Source organism: Stenotrophomonas riyadhensis (assembly GCF_040256885.1).
In the GTDB taxonomy this organism is placed as follows: Bacteria; Pseudomonadota; Gammaproteobacteria; order Xanthomonadales; family Xanthomonadaceae; genus Stenotrophomonas; species Stenotrophomonas riyadhensis.
The window spans coordinates 1,111,445-1,129,234 of the sequence record NZ_CP155568.1; the positions used below are offsets into that span (position 1 = coordinate 1,111,445).

The 17,790-nt window shown below is 66.6% G+C and carries 14 protein-coding genes; 9 read left to right on the forward strand and 5 right to left on the reverse strand.

All coding sequences use genetic code 11. The features are described 5' to 3' along the window. Positions 1-232: 232 nt before the first annotated feature. The gene (locus SriyCCGPB3_RS05235) at positions 233-2,284 is read right to left on the reverse strand and encodes a glycoside hydrolase family 97 protein (protein ID WP_350260356.1); all 2,052 of its coding nucleotides are present in this window, start codon (positions 2,282-2,284) and stop codon (positions 233-235) included. A 237-nt stretch (positions 2,285-2,521) separates the two neighbouring features. Here SriyCCGPB3_RS05235 and SriyCCGPB3_RS05240 point away from each other — a divergent pair, with 237 nt between their 5' ends. The 6 genes from SriyCCGPB3_RS05240 (at position 2,522) to SriyCCGPB3_RS05265 (ending at position 9,292) form a co-directional block, all read left to right on the forward strand. After that, a complete protein-coding gene (locus tag SriyCCGPB3_RS05240) occupies positions 2,522-4,714 on the forward strand; it encodes an MGH1-like glycoside hydrolase domain-containing protein (protein WP_350259951.1) in 2,193 nt (730 codons plus the stop codon). Beyond that, positions 4,711-6,198: an MFS transporter gene (locus SriyCCGPB3_RS05245; protein WP_350259952.1), complete on the forward strand. Its 1,488-nt coding sequence runs from the start codon at positions 4,711-4,713 to the stop codon at positions 6,196-6,198. Before SriyCCGPB3_RS05240 ends, SriyCCGPB3_RS05245 begins: the two co-directional genes overlap by 4 nt. Next, positions 6,198-7,913 (forward strand): alpha-amylase family glycosyl hydrolase, encoded by a 1,716-nt coding sequence (locus SriyCCGPB3_RS05250; protein WP_125427720.1) that lies wholly within the window; start codon positions 6,198-6,200, stop codon positions 7,911-7,913. Before SriyCCGPB3_RS05245 ends, SriyCCGPB3_RS05250 begins: the two co-directional genes overlap by 1 nt. A gap of 122 nt (positions 7,914-8,035) precedes the next feature. Further along, positions 8,036-8,422, forward strand: a complete 387-nt coding sequence (locus SriyCCGPB3_RS05255; RefSeq protein ID WP_350259953.1) for an SseB family protein — start codon at positions 8,036-8,038, stop codon at positions 8,420-8,422. 115 nt (positions 8,423-8,537) lie between these two features. Next, complete coding sequence (locus SriyCCGPB3_RS05260) at positions 8,538-9,002, forward strand: GNAT family N-acetyltransferase (protein ID WP_180854121.1); 465 nt, start codon at positions 8,538-8,540, stop codon at positions 9,000-9,002. Next, complete coding sequence (locus tag SriyCCGPB3_RS05265) at positions 8,999-9,292, forward strand: hypothetical protein (protein WP_350259954.1); 294 nt, start codon at positions 8,999-9,001, stop codon at positions 9,290-9,292. Before SriyCCGPB3_RS05260 ends, SriyCCGPB3_RS05265 begins: the two co-directional genes overlap by 4 nt. A gap of 44 nt (positions 9,293-9,336) precedes the next feature. Here the strand turns inward: SriyCCGPB3_RS05265 and SriyCCGPB3_RS05270 are convergent, their stop codons facing one another. From SriyCCGPB3_RS05270 to SriyCCGPB3_RS05285, 4 genes are all read right to left on the reverse strand, one after another. Beyond that, entirely contained in the window at positions 9,337-9,642 is a 306-nt protein-coding gene (locus SriyCCGPB3_RS05270) for a hypothetical protein (RefSeq protein WP_153856434.1), read from the reverse strand. An 82-nt stretch (positions 9,643-9,724) separates the two neighbouring features. Next, a complete protein-coding gene (locus SriyCCGPB3_RS05275) occupies positions 9,725-13,309 on the reverse strand; it encodes an ABC transporter permease/M1 family aminopeptidase (protein ID WP_350259955.1) in 3,585 nt (1,194 codons plus the stop codon). Positions 13,310-13,321: 12 nt separating this feature from the next. Next, positions 13,322-14,224, reverse strand: a complete 903-nt coding sequence (locus SriyCCGPB3_RS05280; protein ID WP_350259956.1) for an ABC transporter ATP-binding protein — start codon at positions 14,222-14,224, stop codon at positions 13,322-13,324. A gap of 129 nt (positions 14,225-14,353) precedes the next feature. Beyond that, positions 14,354-15,385: a LacI family DNA-binding transcriptional regulator gene (locus SriyCCGPB3_RS05285; RefSeq protein ID WP_153856432.1), complete on the reverse strand. Its 1,032-nt coding sequence runs from the start codon at positions 15,383-15,385 to the stop codon at positions 14,354-14,356. Positions 15,386-15,523: 138 nt separating this feature from the next. Here SriyCCGPB3_RS05285 and SriyCCGPB3_RS05290 point away from each other — a divergent pair, with 138 nt between their 5' ends. The 3 genes from SriyCCGPB3_RS05290 (at position 15,524) to SriyCCGPB3_RS05300 (ending at position 17,763) form a co-directional block, all read left to right on the forward strand. Further along, entirely contained in the window at positions 15,524-15,919 is a 396-nt protein-coding gene (locus tag SriyCCGPB3_RS05290; protein ID WP_110711515.1) for a hypothetical protein, read from the forward strand. A 170-nt stretch (positions 15,920-16,089) separates the two neighbouring features. Beyond that, a complete protein-coding gene (locus SriyCCGPB3_RS05295; protein ID WP_010483495.1) occupies positions 16,090-16,665 on the forward strand; it encodes a single-stranded DNA-binding protein in 576 nt (191 codons plus the stop codon). Positions 16,666-16,866: 201 nt separating this feature from the next. Next, positions 16,867-17,763: a hydroxypyruvate isomerase family protein gene (locus tag SriyCCGPB3_RS05300; RefSeq protein ID WP_350259957.1), complete on the forward strand. Its 897-nt coding sequence runs from the start codon at positions 16,867-16,869 to the stop codon at positions 17,761-17,763. Positions 17,764-17,790: the final 27 nt, after the last annotated feature.

Here is a 17,790-nt window from a genome sequence, read left to right on the forward strand (position 1 = left end):
TTGCAGATCGATTCGTGAACGTCCCGGCGTGACCGTGGACGTGCGACGCGGTGGCCGCTGTCGTCGCCGCTATGGTAGGCAGCGCGTTCTTCGCGGGAATCACCCTGCATACGTATTCAATGGCGTTTGCAGGGGTGTAATCGCTTTCAGGTACCTCGTGCGGTAGTGCCGGCCGCTGGCCTGCAATCACGATCACCGGGTTGCCGGCCAGCGGCCGGCACTGCCGGGGCATTCAAAGCGGCGTGAAACGAATGGCCTGCCCGCCACCCGGCGCAAGCACCAGCGTCAGTGCGTCGGCGCTGGTCACCTCACGGGTTTCGCGCGCGAACGCGAATGGATTGCTGCGGAAATCAGCACCCACGCCATCGCGGTAGATTTCGGCGCGGTAGCGCATGCCCGGTTCCAGGAAGCCCAGCGATACCGGCAGCACACGGCCGTGCTCGTCGGTGATGCTGCCGAGGAACCAGTCGCGGCTGTTGCGGTCGCGGCGCACGATCGTCACGTAGTCGCCCACTTCGCCATCGAGCACGCGGCTCTGCTCCCAGTCCACCGCCACGTCCTCGATGAAGCGGAACGCCTCGCGATGCTGCAGGTAGTGCTCGGGCAGGTCGGCGGCCATATGGATCGGGCTGTACAGCACCACGTACAGCGCCAGCTGGCGTGCCAACGTGCTGGGAATGGCCTGGCCGTGGCGGCCCTTCAGGCTGAGGATGCCGGGGGTGTAATCCATCGGCCCGGCCAGCATGCGGGTGAACACCAGGTTGACCTCATGTTCCGGCGGGTTCGGCGGCTGGCCCCAGGCGTTGTACTCCATGCCACGTGCGCCTTCGCGCGAGATCCAGTTGGGATAGGTGCGGCGCAGGCCGGTGTCCTTGATCGGCTCATGCGGGTTCACCGACAGGTGCCGCCGCGCCGCTTCCTGGACCACCTTCAGGTGGTGGCGCGCCATGAACTGCCCGTCATGCCACTCACGCCACAGCGGGCCGCCCGAGGGATTGCGGCGGTCGACCTGGCCGTCGTCACAGACGTAGCCGGTCTTGAACTGGTCCACGCCCAGCCGCGCATACAGGTCCAGTGCGGTACCCAGCTGGTCCTCGTAATGCTCGATGGCACAGCCGGTTTCGTGGTGGCCGATCAGATGTACATTTTTCTTCAGGCCATACGCTGACAGCGCTTCAATGTCGAAATCGGGTGTGGCACGGGTGAAATCGAAGTCGTAGCCATTGCCCACCCACATGCCGTCCCAGCCCGGATTCCAGCCTTCCACCAGCACGCCACGGAAGCCGTGCGCGGCGGCGAAGTCGATCACCTTCCTCGTCTTGGCGGTGGTGGCCGCATGCTTCGGCCCGGTCGCCCAGCTCTCGTTGTCCAGGTGCATTGACCACCACACGCCCAGGTACTTGGCCGGTTTCACCCAGCTCACATCGCCCAGTGCATTGGGCTCGTTGAGGTTGAGGATGAGGTCTGATTCGACCAGGCCACCTGCACGGTCGGCAATCTGCAGCGTGCGCCACGGCGTGGCGAAGGGCAGGGCACGGCGCACCTTCCAGCCTTCGGCCGAGGGCGACAGCTGCGCGCGCAGACGCTGGCCCTCGGTTCGCCGCAGCCACATGCCGGCATAGTCCACCAGCGCGGCCTCGTGGATCGCCACGTGCAGCCCATCGCGGCTGCGCAGGGTCATTGGCGTATGCACCAACGGCACCTCATTCAACGGCGTGCGCTGGTACAGGTACTCGTAGTGGATCGGTTCGCCGGCAGGGATCCACCACGCGGTGGAATCCTGTGCGATGGCGAACTCGGTCAGCTCGTTATCGATGATGGCTTCGCGCAGGTTCGGCTGCTCGGGGAATACGTAGCGGAAGCCGAGGCCATCGTCGTAGATGCGGAACACCACATCGAGCCGGCGCTTGCTGCCGGTGGTCTCGGCCAGATGCACGGTCAGCTCATTGAAACGGTTGCGGGTAATCCGGCGCTCGCCCCAGGGCTGTTCCCAGCTGTCATCGACGCTGCGTTGCTGCTGGCCGAGCAGGGCGAAATCGCGGTCCAGGCGGCCATCGCGCAAGGCAAAGCCCAGCTTCGAATCTTCCACCACGGTCTCGCCGAAACGCTCGACGCGATAGCGCGCCGTGCCGCCGTCCAGCACCATGCTGGCCTTGAGCATCCTGCCAGGCGATTCGACAGTGACGACCTGCGGCGCGGCCTGCGCCAGCGTGGCCAATCCCAGCAGAGCCAGTCCGAGCATATGCGCGAACACCGCGCGTACAGCAGTAGGTGACATCGGCAGTTCCCCTCCCAAGGCGCCGTTGGCAGACCCGGACCATAAGCCAGCGCGGCAGGCCCGCTACCGCGCAACGCCATGAATACGTATGCAGCTGGACGCAGCCGACAGCCCCGCGTCTACCATGGGGCCAAGGCACCTTGAGGGAGGGGCCGCGCCCGCCCGCCGGCAACGGTGGTGCGGACCTACAACGCGTGCAGAGAGGGAGGGAGGCCGACGGGCGCAAGCCGGTCCGCCGCTTCGATGCTGAAGATCATTTGCCTGACCGCTGCCCTGGGGGCAGCGCTGGGATCGACCGCGCAGGCGGCCGACCTGCAATTCGACGGCCGCCATGCGCGTGCCGAAGCCGCTGCCAACGGCAGCTTCGTGCTGCATGCGCCGAAGGGTGAGGTGCGTATCGCGCCCATGCCGATGCGCAGCCAGACCGGCAGCGTGATGTTCGATGCCTTGTTCGCGCTGGCCCAGCAGGAAATGGACCAGGACCGCGTGGATGCGATCCGCGATCCCGCGTTCGACGAAGGCCGGCCGGTGCCCTGCGAGTGCTTCCAGACGGGCGCGCGCTGGCCCTACGTGTGGACCCGCGATGTCAGCTTTGCCGCCGACCTGGCGCTGGCGCGGCTGGATCCGCAGCGCACCCGGCAGTCGCTGCAGTTCAAGCTGTCGGCAGCGCGCGATGGCCATACGCCCGACCTGTTCGTCGCGCAGGACACCGGTTCCGGCGGCAGCTGGCCGATCAGCAGCGACCGCGTGGTGTGGTTCCTGGCGGCACGTCACCTGCTGCAGGATCGCGCGTTTGCCAACCAGGTCTGGCAGGCGCTGCAGGGCACGCTGGCGCAGGATCGCGCGATGGTGTTCGACGCGCAGATGGGCCTGTACCGTGGCGAGACCTCGTTCCTGGACTGGCGCGAGCAGACCTATCCGGACTGGACCCGTGAGGACGTGCGCTTCATCGGTGACTCCTACGCACTGTCCACCAATGTGCTGCACTACCAGGCGCTGCGCCTGGCCGAACGGCTGGCCAGCCAGCACGGCGACGCCCGCGCAGCCGACTACAAGGCCTGGGCCGATGCGCTGGCGCAGCAGATCGATGCACGCTTCTGGCGTGAGGATATCGGCCAGTACATGAGCTACATCGGCGAAGCCGCGCACCCTGTGCCGTACGCCAAGGTCGATCTGCTCGGGCTGTCGCTGGGCATCCTCGCCGAGGTGCTGCCGCCGGAGCGCGCGCGCCGTGCACTGGCTGCCTACCCGATGGGGCCAGCCGGCAGCCCGGTGGTCTGGCCGCAGGAATCGCAGCAGCCGATCTACCACAACCGTGCGATCTGGCCGTTTGTCAGCGCGTACTCTCTGCGTGCGGCGCGGCAGCTGGATGATGCACCGCGCATCGCCGCCGAGATCCGCTCGCTGATGCAGGGCGCGGCGCTGGCCGGTTCCAACATGGAGAACTACGAACTGGTCAGCCAGGCGGTGCATGTTGACGAGGGCGCGTTGAGCGGCCCGGTGGTCAACTCCGAACGCCAGCTGTGGTCGGTGGCCGGCTATCTGTCGATGGTGGTCGAGGGCGTGTTCGGCGTGCAGGACGATGGCCGCGTGCAGCCCAAGTTGCCGGCCGTGCTGGTGCCAGAACTGTTCGGCACGCGCCCCCGCATCACGCTGGAAGCCAACGGCAAGCGCTATGTGCTGGAGCGCCCGCAGAACGTGGGCGATGGCCTGCTGGTGGCCGGCAGCACCACCACGCGTGGCACGACGACCACGGTGGAGCTGGTCGCCGCCCCGGCAGCAACCGGTTTTTCTGCCACGACTGCGGATGCCAACGCGCGTGCGCCAGCTACACCGACTGCGCCGCAGGCCACCCGCAAAGGCACTGGCTGGAGCGTCCCGGTTGCGGCTGACCAGACGCTATGGAAGGACGGCAGGCATGTCGCCGCCAGCAATGGCCAGGTGCACATCAGCGACGATGGCCTGCAGCACTGCCTCAGCCTGACCTGGCGCGTGGGTGCATTGGAATCACTGCACAGCCCGACGCGCTGCGTCGGTCCGCAGCAGGTGCTGAAGGGCGATGATCGCTGGCAGTTCACCTCGGCCAGGGCCGGGCAGGTGCGCCTGCGCCTGCAGTACCGCAACCCGAACGGGCCGATCAACACTGGCGTCACCGCTGCGGTCAAGCAGCTGGTGCTGCAGTGCCCGGGCCAGCCGTTGCAGCGGCATGCGGTCACCCTGCCGCACAGCGTGGCGGTGCAGGACTCGACCTCGGCGACATTCACTGTGCCAGAGGGGCAATGCACGGTCGCGCTTGAAGAGGGCTTCAACATGAGCGCGCTGCAGCACTTCGCGCACTACACCGGCGGCAAGGGTGGGCGCGATGGCGTGCTCAACCAGGCCCAGGTGCAGGCGCTGAAGGTGTCGCCGGTGGCGATGGAAGAGGGCGCACGATGAGTCGTCCCGCCAAACCGCAGCTGTCGTTCTGGCAGATCTGGAACATGTGTTTCGGCTTCCTCGGCATCCAGTTCGGGTTCGCCCTGCAGAACGCCAACGCCAGCCGCATCTTCGAGACACTGGGCGCGGACATGGACGCGGTACCCGGGCTGTGGATCGCGGCGCCACTGACTGGCCTGCTGGTGCAGCCGGTGATCGGTTACCTGTCCGATCGCACCTGGACGCGCTGGGGCCGTCGCCGCCCGTTCTTCATGATCGGTGCGGTACTGACTACGCTGGCGCTGCTGGTGATGCCGAATTCGCCGACGCTGTGGATCGCCGCCGGTACCTTGTGGGTGCTGGACGCCTCCATCAACGTGTCGATGGAACCGTTCCGCGCCTTCGTCGGTGATCAGCTGGCACCACGCCAGCGGCCGGTCGGCTACGCGATGCAGAGCTTCTTCATCGGCGTGGGCGCCATCGTCGCCAGCTTCCTGCCCTTCATCCTCGCCCGCTTCGGGGTCGCCAATACGGCCGCCGCAGGCGAAGTGCCCGATACCGTGCGCTATGCGTTCTACTTCGGCGCGGTGGTGCTGCTGGCGGCGATCACCTGGACGGTGGTCAGCACCCGCGAGTACTCGCCGGCAGAGCTGGCCGGTTTCGATGACGCCGAGCCGCCGGCACATCATGCAGCGGCGGCGATCAACGGCCCGGCACCGTGGGCACAGGTGGCCGTATGGCTGGGGCTGGGCGTGCTGCTGGCGCTGCTGATCGCCTGGCGGCAGGGCGACAGGATGCTGTACGTGCTGGCCGGCCTGTGTGCCGGCTATGGCCTGCTGCTGGCGGCCGCGCGTGCGTTGCCGGCCACGCATATGCTGGCCGCCATCGTCGGTGACCTGCGCGCGATGCCGGTGACCATGCGTCGTTTGGCGTGGGTGCAGTTTTTCTCGTGGTTCGCGCTGTTTGCGATGTGGATCTACACCACCGCCGCGGTGGCGGGTACCCACTTCGGCTCGACCGATCCGCAGTCAGCGGCCTACAACGAGGGCGCCAACTGGGTGGGCGTGCTGTTTGGTGCCTACAACGGCTTCGCCGCGCTGGCCGCAGTACTGATCCCGCCGATGGTGCGTGCGATCGGCCTGCGCTGGAGCCACCTGGTCAACCTCTGGTTGGGCGGCGCCGGCCTGGTCTCGCTGATGTTCATCCGCGACCCGCACTGGCTGCTGCTGTCGATGGTCGGCGTCGGCTTCGCTTGGGCGTCCATTCTTTCGCTGCCCTATGCGCTGTTGTCCGACAGCGTGCCGGCCTCGAAGATGGGCGTGTACATGGGCATCTTCAATTTCTTCATCGTGATCCCGCAGCTGGTCGCGGCCAGCGCGCTCGGCTTTGCCCTGCGCGCCTGGCTGGGCGGCCAGCCGATGCATGTGCTGGTGCTGGGCGGCTGCAGCCTGTTCGTCGCCGGCCTGTGCGTGCTGCGGGTTCCGTCCCGTCCGGAGGTGGTGTGATGCGTGGTGCGCTGTCTGTTGCTGTTTCCCTGGTACTGCTGGCCGGCCATGCGGCGGCCGCGCCACGCCCGGACTATGTGGGCACCACCGAACCGTTCGCCAGCGATGCGGTGTACTTCGTGGTCACCGACCGCTTCGTCAACGGCGACCCGTCCAACGACCATCGCGACCAGGGCGGCACGCATCGCACCTTCGATATCCCGGTGCCGTGCCCGGACAAGGTGGACGGCAACATCGGCTATCTCGGCGGTGACTTCCGCGGCGTGCTCGACAATGCGCAGTACATCCGCAACCTCGGCTTCGGCGCGGTATGGATCACGCCGATCGTTGACAACCCGGACGAGGCGTTCACCGGCAGCAAGCCGATCAGCTGCACCAGTACGCTGACCGATCGCGGCAAGACCGGCTACCACGGCTACTGGGGCATCAACTTCTACAAGCTCGATGAGCACCTGCCCAGCAAGGACCTGGACTTCGCGGGGTTGACCAAGGGCCTGCACGGCGCAGGCCTGAAGGTGGTGCTGGACATCGTCGGCAACCACGGCTCGCCAGCCTGGACCATGCCGGCGCGGCAGCCGCAGTTCGGCCAGATCTTCGACAAGGACGGAGCGCTGATCGCTGATCACCAGAACCTGCCGCCGCAGAAACTGGACCCGAAGCACAACCCGCTGCACGCGTTCTACAACAACATCGGTCCGGTCGACGGCAAGAACGGATCGATCTTCGACGGCAACCTTGCCGAGCTGTCCGACTTCAATCAGGACAATCCGGCAGTGATGGACTACCTGGTCGGCGCTTACCTGCAGTGGACCGCGCAGGGCGTGGACGCTTTGCGCATCGACACCATCGGCTGGCTGCCGCACCCGTGGTGGCATGCCTTCGTCAAACGCATCCGCGCCGAGCACCCAGGCATGTTCATGTTCGGCGAAGCGTTCGATTACGATGCCGCGCGCATTGCCGAGCACACCTGGCCGGCCAACGCCAACGTCAGCGTGCTCGATTTCCCGTTGCGCGGCGCACTGGAACAGACCTTCGGTACCGCCGGCAAGGGCTTTGAAACCCTGGCCGAGCCGCTGCACCTGAGCGGTGGGCCGTACGCCAACCCGTACGAGCTGATGAGCTTCTACGACAACCACGACATGCCGCGGCTGCAGGCCAGCGACAACGGCTTCATCGATGCGCACAACTGGCTGTTCACCGCGCGCGGTATTCCGGTGGTCTATTACGGCTCGGAAACCGGCTTCATGCGTGGTCGCGCCGAGCATGCCGGCAATCGTGCCTACTTCGGTCAGCCGCGCGTGGACGCTGCCCCGCAGAGCCCGATCTTCGCGCCGCTGCAGCGCATCGCCAGGCTGCGCGCAGCCACCCCGGCCCTGCAGCGCGGCCTGCAGGTGAACGAACGCCTGCAGGGCGACGAGGCGGTGTTCCTCCGCGTGCTGCAGCAGGGCGACGTGGCGCAGACCGCGCTGGTGCTGCTGAACAAGGGGGACCAGGCCAGAACCTTCACCGTAGCGCGTTACGTGCAGGCGGGCCGCTGGCGCGATGCACTGGACGGCGGTTGGTTGCAGGTGGATGCCTCCCTGAAGGCCGACGTGCCCGCGCACGGCGTGAAGGTCTACGTGCTGGAGGCCACCGTGCAGCAGCCGGCATTGCAGGCCGAGCTGGACAAGGCGATGGCCGACCAGCGGGCGCGGGACCAGCGACTGGGACGGTAGTGCCGGCCGCTGGCCGGCAACCCATGAATCCATGGCACCTTCAGGTGCCGGCCAGCGGCCGGCACTACCTGGTTTGCCTGCATCCGGCACAATAGGCACCCCTCACGCCCCACCGTACCGCCATGACCGACCTCGCCGCGCAGACCCCGATCGAAACCCTGCTGAAGGCGGCGATGGATGGGGCGGTGCCGATCCGCACCTTCATGGAGGCCTTCGTCGCCTCCGAAGTGGTGCTGCTGACCGGCAGCCTGGTCACCCCCGACGGCAGCGGCTTCGACCCGCTGCTGTTCGACAAGCAGGGCACCCTGCACGTGGCCGTGTTCACCGACCCGTCGCGGGTGGGCATCTACAGCCAGCAGGCCGAACACCAGATCCGCTGGCGGATGCTGGATGTACTGCGTCGCGTGCCGGGTGGCTATGGCGTGGTGATCAACCCGGGTACTTCGCTGGGCTTTGAGATCTCGCCCAGCGGCATCGGCGAGATCCTGAAGGACTTCGCCCAACGCTGAGCGGCCACCGCGCTATATTTGTAGTGTCGAGCCACGCTCGACTGCCTTTCGCGCAGTGCCAGATCAGTCGAGCATGGCTCGACGCTACAGAACGCTTCCCCATCGAGGCATTGCCATGGAATTCAGGGTACTACCCGCCGATGCACCGGAACGGCAGCAGTTGGCCCGGTGGTACCACGCCGAATGGGGCCGCGACGCTGGCCTGTCGCTGGAACAGGAACTTCAGCGGCTGAACCCGCCACAGGATGCCGAAGGTTTCCCGCACCTGATCGCTGCCTTCGATGACGGTCAGGTGGTCGGTGCGGTGCAGCTCAAGCGCCGGGAGATGCAGGCCTTCCCGCAGTACGAGCACTGGCTGGGCAGCGTGTTCGTGGCCGATAGTCATCGCGGGCGTGGGCTGGCTGGCGGCCTGGTCGAGCAGGCCGCGGCGCAGGCGGTGCGGATGGGTGTGTCCGACCTGTATCTGCAGACCGAGGCCCTGGATGGTGGGCTGTACGCGCGGCTGGGCTGGAAGCCGCTGCAGGAAGCCGACAACCGCAGCTATCGCGTGCTGGTGATGGTGCGCAGGCTGGCCGCATGAGCGCCGCAACGGCCCGGCATTCCCGCTCCGCGCTGATCTTCCTGATCGCGGCCATCGTCGTCGCGCTGGTGTCCATGCCCGTGCTGCGCGCGATAGGCATGGTGCTGTGGCCGGTGTTCGCCATTGCCTGGCTGATCAACCTGGGCGCGGCCTGGCATCTGGCGCAGTGGGCGCGCCAGCAGGGCCGTTCGGCGTGGGTATACGGATTGCCGGCAGCGCTCGGTACCGCCGCCTCGATCGTGGTCTATGTGCTGCTGGCGTTGCTGGGGCCGAAAGCCCCGGTGCACTGAATCTTCGCGGCTGTCGTGGACAATGTGCCGAGCATGGCTCGGCACTACAGCGGGGCGGGGTAGTAGAGCAGGGCAGAGCCGGCTTCCAGCGCTTCTTCGTAGAAGACAGCAAAGCCGCGGTAGGCATCGGTGTTGAGTACATCGACCTGCAGATGGCCACAGCGTAGATCCCGGATTTCATCGAAGCCGAAACGGAAGCATTCGGCCAACGCGAGGTCGAATGCATGGCGTTCATCGTCCTGCAGCAGGAACAGCATTGCCTGATGGTGTGCTCCGACGCTGGGTGCGTTCCACTCGAATTCGGCGTTGCCGGTGTATCGACCAGTGAAACCGTAGATCATGACCGGCACGGCAGTTCCCCACAGAGTCCATGTGCTCGAAGCAGCTCCGCCAGCGATGATGCCGGCCGCTCGACCGGCATCACCTCGTCCTTCACATCGTCACCTTGCGCCGGTTGTCATCGCTCACCCGGTCGATCAGCTTGTTGTACGGGTCGAAGCCCGCTTCATCCGGCTTTTCATCCACGGTTACCGTGATCTTCGGCGCGGCGCTGGTGATGTGGTGGCGCTGCAGGTACAGCACCTTCTGGTCGCGCTCCTTGCCCGACGGCCCGTTGGCGAACACGCCGATCTCGACCCAGTCATCCATCGTGCCGTCGCTCTCCTTGCCCTTGCCGTCGGCGTACTGCTTGGCGGCGTGCAGGTCCAGGGTCACCTCGTAGCGGCCGTCATCACGCTTGCGGGCGCTGGCGGCCATCACCCGGTTGTCGTAGAAGCTGATTTTCTCGAACAGGTCGGTGACCAGCTGCTGGCGGTCGGCCGGGGTCTCCGCCCGGATGTAGTCCAGCAGTTCGCGTGAGGTGGTGTACGGCGGTTGCTGATAGCCCTTGTCCTGCAGGAAGCGCTTCAACGCGCGGTTCAGCGCCTGCTCGCCGATTTCCTCGCGCAGCCGGTAGAACACCAGCGAACCCTTCTGGTAGTGGATGTACTGCTGGTTCTCCACGCGCTCCAGCGGCTGCTCCTCGATGGCCTCGCCACCGCGTCCGGACAGGTAGCCATCCAGCTCGCGCTTGAGGAACTGGCGCATGTGCTGGCGGCCGTACTCCTGCTCCATCACCATCAGCGCAGAGTACTGCGACAACGATTCGGACAGCACCGTCGCGCCCTGCACGTTGGCGCCGATCACCTGGTGCGCCCACCACTGGTGCGCGATCTCGTGCGCGGTCACGTAGAACACGTAGTCCACCTTGTCCGGATCGCGCAGGTCGGCGATGAAGCCGATGGCCTCGGAGTAGGGGATGGTGTTGGCGAACGACTGCGCGAAACGCGCATAGCCCGGGAACTCGATGATGCGCACCTGGCGGTGCTGGTAAGGCGTGAAGTTGGCTTCATAGTAGGCCAGCGACTTCTGCACCGCTTCGATCATCCGGTCCACGTTGTAGCCGTGCGCCGGGTCGAAGTAGACCTCCACCGGGATGTCCTTGTACTTCGCCCTGCGCACCTCCCAGCGTGCCGACAGGTAGGCGTAGAAGTTCAGCATCGGCCGGTCCATGGCGTAGCTGAAGCAGCGGCGGCCATTCACCGTGGTCTCCTTCTGCAGGTAGCCCGGCGCCAACGCCACCTGGTCCGGTGCGGTGCAGACCGTGGTGCGGAAATCGAGCCAGTCGGCGTCGTTGGAAATGTAGGTGTTGGCGCGCGCGGCTTCGTCTTCCAGCTTGGGCATGCGCCGCGGCTCGCCGAGGCCGCGCTTGCGGCGTTCGTTGCGGTCGCTGATCTCGGCACCCTCGTTGTAGCCGAAGGAGGGCAGCACGCGGCTGTTGAAGAAGGTGCCGTTGTCGACAATGTTGCTTGGTGCCTGGCCGGCGGTGATGCCGTTGGGTTTCTGCACCACCCGGAAGTGGACGTTGCGGCTTTCACCCGGTTGCAGTGGCGTGGCCAGGCGGTAGATGCGGTAGCCAAGGTCGGCGTCGTGCATCGACAAGGTCTGCCCACCCAGGTCAACCGCGACCAGCTGCTTGTCGTCGCCCATCGAGACATGCACGTCCTGGATCGGCACGGCATGCGTGTTGCGCACCGTCCAGTTCGCATCGATCACCATCGACTGCGATTCGGGGAACAGGTCCACGCGGTTGTCCACCGCCACGATGCGAGGCTGCGGCAGAGAGCGGTACTTCGACAGTTCACGCTCGTAGCGCGCCTGCAGGTCCAGCTGTTGGTCGGGCGAGATGAACTCGTTGCGGATGTTGGTGCTCCAGTACAGCCAGCCGCCCACGCCGATGAAGGCCAAGGCCGCTACGCCAGCGAAGACGCCGGTCGGGCCGCGCAGGCGGCGGCCGGCCAGGGCCAGGCGCTGGCGCAGCCCTTGGCTGACGCCGCGCACCCAGAATGCCGACGCCAGGCACATCAACGTCAGCAGGAACAACGCCCAGTAGCCCTGGAACGCCAGCTGACCGGTCAGGAAGTGGCCGTAGCCGTTCATGTCCGAATAGGGCGCGTTGGGCCAGCTGCCGAAGTTGTACAGGTTCTGCGTGTAGTCGAGCAGGCCGAGCACACCCTGGCCGATCATCACCACGATCAGCAGCGCGTAGCCGACGAACTTGTTGTTGGTGAGTACCTGCAGCACAAGCGCCAGGCCGCCCATCAGGATGTAGACCACTGAATCCAGCGCCAGGCTGCGCAGGTACAGCAGCGGCTCAAGATGCGTGTAGCCCTTGGCCAGCTGCACGCCCATCGCCGCCATCGCACCGGCGGTCTGGAAGCAGACGATCACCGCCAGCAGCGCGGTGAACTTGGCCAGCAGCGGTACCCAGTTCGGCACCGGCATGGCGTCCGTCACTTCGTTGATGCGCGCGCTGCGTTCCTTCCAGACCAGCTCGCCGGCGAAGAACAGCACGATGATCACCAGCAGCCAGCTGAAGGCGCCCTGCAGGCCCATGATCATCTGCGAGGTGACCGGCCAGATCGAGGTGCCGTACAGCGTCTGCCGGAACAGCGCGCTGGGCAGGAAGTTGGCCAGGCCCAGTACCAGCAGCACGATGAACGGCACGCTGCGCAGAACGCCGCGTGTATCGAAGCGGACCTGGCGCAGGAACTGCTGCCACGCCGTGGTGGCAGTGAACGCCGGCACCACGCGCGGCAGCGGTGCGCGGGTGGGGCGGACTGCCACCGCATCAGCAACCGGAAGCACCTGCCTGCGGCCCCAGCGGCGGCGGCCACTGCCGCTGCGCTCGGTACGGAACAGCGCGAAGGTGGCGGCGAACAGCACCGCCGCTACGCCGAGCCACAGGGCGCGGTTGGCCAGCAGATAGCCGGCCAGCTCAGGAATTCCACTGTTGCGCTCAGCGGTGGACCAGTAGCGGATCGTGCGGCTGAGTGCGCGCATGCCCAGCGGCTCGCTCAGCACTGCGATCCACGTGTTGTCGATGTCGCGCAGCAGGGCTGCACTGACGCCATACAGCACGAGGTAGGCCACCAGGCCGATGTAGACCCACAGGATCGAACGGGTCAGCGCCGCCAGCAGTGACAGCAGTGCCGTGGTGAACAACAGATTGGGAATGACGATGACCGCGAACGTCCAGGCATAGCCCTGCCAGCTGATCGGGCCCATGCGTTCGGGGTCGACCCACGGCATGAACGGCGCCAGCCACAGGCCGAACGCAATCACGACGTAGACCAGCACGCCGGCCGCCAGGGCGGCGGCGATGCGTCCGGCCAGGTAGTCGCGGCGCTTCACCGGGCTGGCGAAGATCAGCTCGGCGGTGCCGAGCTCGAAGTCACGCAGCAGCGCATTGCTGACAAACAGCGCAGTGACCAGCATGCCGAGCAGGGTGAAGATGCCCAGCATCTGCGCGATCACGGTGGGCGCGTTGCCGTGCACGTTGCCGCTGCCGCCACCGATCTGCACGGCGTCGCTGGAGGCGGCGGCGAAGGCGAGCAGGGCGAACAGCCCGGCCAGCAGCCACAGCAGCGGGGAACGCAGCTGCTCGCGCAGCTCGAATCGGAAGAAGTCGAGGATCATGGCGTGCTCCGCTCAGGCTGCCGCGCGGGCACGGGCCTGCAGGCGCAGGCGCTGGAAGTACACGTCCTCGAGGTCGGGCGCCACGGCCGCAAAGCCGTCACCGGGGTCGTTGGCGCTGTGCACGTGGATCACCGGACGGCCACCGACCAGGCGGGTCGACAGCACCACATAGCGCGCCTCGTGGTCGGCCAGTTCCGAAGGATCGACCTGTTTGCGCCAGACCTGGTGCTGCAGGGCGTCGATGGCCTCGGCAGGGCGGCCGGTCAGCAGTACCTGGCCCTTGTTCATGATTGCCATCGTCGGGCACAGGTCGGTCACGTCCTCGACGATATGGGTGGACAGGATCACTGCCACGTTCTCGCCGATCGCCGCCAGCAGGTTGAGGAAACGGTTGCGCTCTTCCGGGTCGAGGCCGGCGGTGGGTTCATCGACGATCACCAGCCGCGGGTCCCCCAGCAGCGCCTGGGCGATGCCGAAGCGCTGGCGCATGCCGCCGGAGTACGTGCCCAGCTTGCGCTTGCGCGCGTCCCACAGATTCACCTGCTGCAGCAGCCCATCGACCACCTCGCGGCGCTGGGCGCGCTGGGTCAGGCCCTTGAGCACTGCGAAATGTTCCAGCAGGTCCAGCGCGCTGACTTTCGGGTACACGCCGAAATCCTGCGGCAGGTAGCCCAGCCGGCGGCGCACCGCGTCCTTGTCGCGCAGCACGTCGATCGACGCTTCGCCCGGAATGCTGAGCGTCGCCGTGCCGCTGTCGGCTTCCTGCAGGGTGGACAGCGTGCGCATCAGCGACGACTTGCCGGCGCCGTTCGGGCCGAGCAGGCCGAACATGCCGCGCGGGATGTCCAGGGTGACCTTGTTGAGGGCATGCACGCCGTTGGCGTACGTCTTGGACAGCGAATCGATCTTCAGCATGCGACGTACACCTTTCCATGGGCGATGTCTGCGCGTTATCCGCGCATCAGCGTCCGTGCGCATCCGCCGTTGGTCATGGGGGGAGAATCCGGCCGTCGTGCGTTGGCAGGGGCGCCGGCCCTGCGGTGCCTACCCGCGCAGCGACGATTCCCGCACCACCAGCTTCACCGGGATGCTCTGGCTCTCCACCGGCTGCCGGCCGATCAGTGCCAGCAGGCGCTCCACCAGCAGCTGGCCGGCCTGCTTGGTGTCCTGCTGCACCGTTGTCAGCGCCGGGGACACAGAGGCTGCGAGTGGAATGTCGTCGAACCCGGTCACCGCGACGTCCTGTGGCACCTGCAGGCCGGCCTCGCGCAGGGCCCGCATCGCGCCGATGGCGATCAGGTCGCTGGCCGCGCAGATGGCGTCGATCGGCGCGTTGCGAGCCAGCAGGGCCTGGCAGGCTTCCTGGCCCGACGCCTCGGTAGTGATCGCATCGTGCTGCAGCGCCGGCTCCGCAGCCAGGCCGTGTTCCTGCAGGGCCGCGACATGGCCGCGGTAGCGCTCCTGGAACTCGGGGTAGTGGCTGGAGGCATGACCGAGGAAGGCAATGCGGCGGCAGCCCTGCTGCAGCAGGTGGGTGGTGATGTCGTGCCCGCCCTGGAAGTTGTCGCTGCCGATCGACACGCCGGGCTGGCCGGGCAGGGCGGCGCCCCAGCGCACGAAGTGCGTGCCCTGTTCGACCAGCCGCTGCAGGCGGTCGCGCGATTCGTGGTAGTCGCCGTAGCCGAGCAGGATGATGCCGTCGGCCTTGTTGCTGTCCTCGTAGTCGGCCTGCCAGTCGGTGGACAACTGCTGGAACGAGACCAGCAGGTCCTGCCCGTGCAGCGCGCAGGCGCGGGTGATCGAGCCCAGCATCGAATGGAAGAATGGGTTGATCAGCGAGTCGTCGTTGGTCGGGTCTTCGAAGAACAGCAGGGCCAGCGTGCCGGCATTGCGCAGGCGCAGGCTGGAGGCGTTCTTGTCGACCTTGTAGTTCAGCTCGCGGGCGATGCGCAGGATGCGCTCGCGGGTCTCGGCGTTGACCATCGGGCTGCCCCGCAGGGCCCGCGACACGGTCGGCTGGGAGACCCCGGCCAGGTGGGCGATGTCCAGGGAGGTGGCTTTGCCTTTGATCGTCATGGGAACGCGGAAGGGGGCAGGCGGAAGGTGCCTGGGCATGATGCCATGCGGTGGCTGCCGGCCGTCCTGGCGGTCACTGCTTGTGGCCACGGTCGCGGTCGTGCGACGGTCAACACCATAGCCTGATGGAGCCAAGCGGTGACCTTTCGCCTGTACCCGGGTGTCCCCGACGATTTCGAGGCGCGGATCCGCATCCTTGCGCCAGAGGAGGGTGGGCGTCGCAGCCCGGCCCGGAACGGTATCCGCTGGGACTTCGCCTACGCCGATGACGCCGGGACACCCGAGCTGTTCATGATCTGGCCCGACTTCCGGCACGCTGAGGGCGACAGCTGGGCGACCGAGCTGCCGCTGCCGGTGGGAGAGTCCCTGTTGGCCGGCCTGACCGTGGTCAATGAGGTGCTGAGGGCGGGGCTGCACCGGGAGCGTATCCGGCCGGGCGTGCGCTTCCACTGCCATGAAGGGCCCAAGGTGGTGGCGGTGGGGGAGGTTACGCGGGTCACCGGCCTGCTGCTGGATCGCCCCCTGCTTCGTTGAGGCCGGTTCCGACCCGTATCGGCCGGATTCCCGACGGGCCGGGGGCGAAGGGAATGGTAAGATGCCTCGTTCCGATATCCCCCATTCGCAACCGTGGGAGGTCCAGCGTATCGGCACCCCGTCGGGTGTGCTATCACTGGTCCAGCCCCGGACAACGGAAGAATCCATCTATGGCGCGCGGCATCAACAAAGTCATCCTGGTCGGCAACCTCGGCAACGACCCGGACGTGAAGTACACCCAGAGCGGCATGGCGATCACCCGCATCAGCCTGGCCACCACCAGCGTCCGCAAGGACAAGGATGGCAACCAGCAGGAACGTACCGAATGGCACCGCGTGGTGTTCTTCGGCAAGCTCGGCGAGATCGCCGGCGAGTACCTGCGCAAGGGCAGCTCGGTCTACGTCGAAGGCAGCCTGCGCTACGACAAGTACACCGGCCAGGACGGCGTGGAGAAGTACTCCACCGACATCGTTGCCGATGAAATGCAGATGCTGGGCGGCCGTGGTGAAGGCGGCGGTGGCGGCGGTGGTGGCAACTACGGTGGCGATCGCCCGCAGCGCCAGCAGGCCCCGCGCCAGGAGTACGGCGGCGGTGGCGGCGGCCAGCGCGGCGGCCAGGGCGGTGGCTATGGCAACCAGGGCGGCAATCAGGGCGGCGGTTACGGCAACCAGGGTGGCAACCAGCGCCCGCAGCCGCAGCAGGCGCCGCCGATGGACGACTTCGCTGACGACGATATTCCGTTCTGATCGAACGCTCGTTCGCAGCAGAAAAGAAAGCCCCGCTCATGCGGGGCTTTTCTTTGTCCGCGATTCCCGCGGAGTTGTGCCCCGCAGCATCAGTTTTCGTGCACCGCGACTTGCAAACAGACAATTTCCTCCCCTATGGTGCAATCGATTGCATTGCTGTGAATCGTTGCGTTTGATACCGGTTGGGAGGCCGGCAGGTGGATGTCCATCCATTCGATCAGACCGGCCCCGGCGACGGGCCTCACGCGGCGCGATGCGTTGCGCATGGCGGTTGCTGGGGGCGTAGCTCTGGGTACTGCGGGAGCGTTGCCTGCATTCGCCGCCACCGCAGCGCTCAAGGGCAATTTGAAACATTCCGTTGCCCGCTGGACGTTCCCGCAGCTGTCCGTCGCCCAGCTCTGCGCGACGGTGAAGGACATCGGCTTTGCCGCGATCGACCTGGTCGGCCCGGAAGACTGGCCCACGCTGAAGGCCAATGGCGTGTACAGCTCGATGTGCAACGGCGCGGAGCTGGGCCTGACCAAGGGCTTTGCCGGCCGCGAATTCCACGACCAGCTGGTGGAGCGCTACACGCAGCACATCGACCTGGTGGCTGACGCCGGCTACCGCAACCTGATCTGCTTCTCCGGTAATCGCAACGGCATGGACCCCGCCGAAGGCATGGCCAATGCCGAGGCCGGCCTCAAGCGCATCCTCGGGCATGCCGAGAAGCGCGGCGTCGTACTGGTGATGGAGCTGCTGAACTCCAAGGTCGACCATCGCGACTACCTGTGCGACCACTCCGCATGGGGTGTGGAGCTGTGCCAGCGGCTCGGCTCGGACAACTTCGGCCTGCTCTACGACATCTACCACATGCAGATCATGGAGGGCGACATCATCGCCACCATCGGCAAGCATCACGCCTGCTTCAAGCATTACCACACCGCAGGCGTGCCTGGCCGGAACGAGATCGGAGACCAGCAGGAGCTCCACTATCCGGCCATCTGCCGCGCGATCCGCGATACCGGTTTCAAGGGGTATCTGGCGCAGGAGTTCACGCCTGCAGCGCCCGATCCCGTTGCCTCATTGCGCGAGGCGATCCGCCTCTGCGACGTCTGAAACGATATCCACCCAGGTGAGAAACCC

Bases quoted from the DNA above. Each gene is read 5' to 3' on its own strand.
- SriyCCGPB3_RS05240 (WP_350259951.1), top strand. From the start codon at position 2,522: ATGCTGAAGATCATTTGCCTGACCGCTGCCCTGGGGGCAGCGCTGGGA.
- SriyCCGPB3_RS05245 (WP_350259952.1), top strand. From the start codon at position 4,711: ATGAGTCGTCCCGCCAAACCGCAGCTGTCGTTCTGGCAGATCTGGAAC.
- SriyCCGPB3_RS05250 (WP_125427720.1), top strand. From the start codon at position 6,198: ATGCGTGGTGCGCTGTCTGTTGCTGTTTCCCTGGTACTGCTGGCCGGC.
- SriyCCGPB3_RS05255 (WP_350259953.1), top strand. From the start codon at position 8,036: ATGACCGACCTCGCCGCGCAGACCCCGATCGAAACCCTGCTGAAGGCG.
- SriyCCGPB3_RS05260 (WP_180854121.1), top strand. From the start codon at position 8,538: ATGGAATTCAGGGTACTACCCGCCGATGCACCGGAACGGCAGCAGTTG.
- SriyCCGPB3_RS05265 (WP_350259954.1), top strand. From the start codon at position 8,999: ATGAGCGCCGCAACGGCCCGGCATTCCCGCTCCGCGCTGATCTTCCTG.
- SriyCCGPB3_RS05275 (WP_350259955.1), bottom strand. From the start codon at position 13,309: ATGATCCTCGACTTCTTCCGATTCGAGCTGCGCGAGCAGCTGCGTTCC.
- SriyCCGPB3_RS05280 (WP_350259956.1), bottom strand. From the start codon at position 14,224: ATGCTGAAGATCGATTCGCTGTCCAAGACGTACGCCAACGGCGTGCAT.
- SriyCCGPB3_RS05285 (WP_153856432.1), bottom strand. From the start codon at position 15,385: ATGACGATCAAAGGCAAAGCCACCTCCCTGGACATCGCCCACCTGGCC.
- SriyCCGPB3_RS05295 (WP_010483495.1), top strand. From the start codon at position 16,090: ATGGCGCGCGGCATCAACAAAGTCATCCTGGTCGGCAACCTCGGCAAC.
- SriyCCGPB3_RS05300 (WP_350259957.1), top strand. From the start codon at position 16,867: ATGTCCATCCATTCGATCAGACCGGCCCCGGCGACGGGCCTCACGCGG.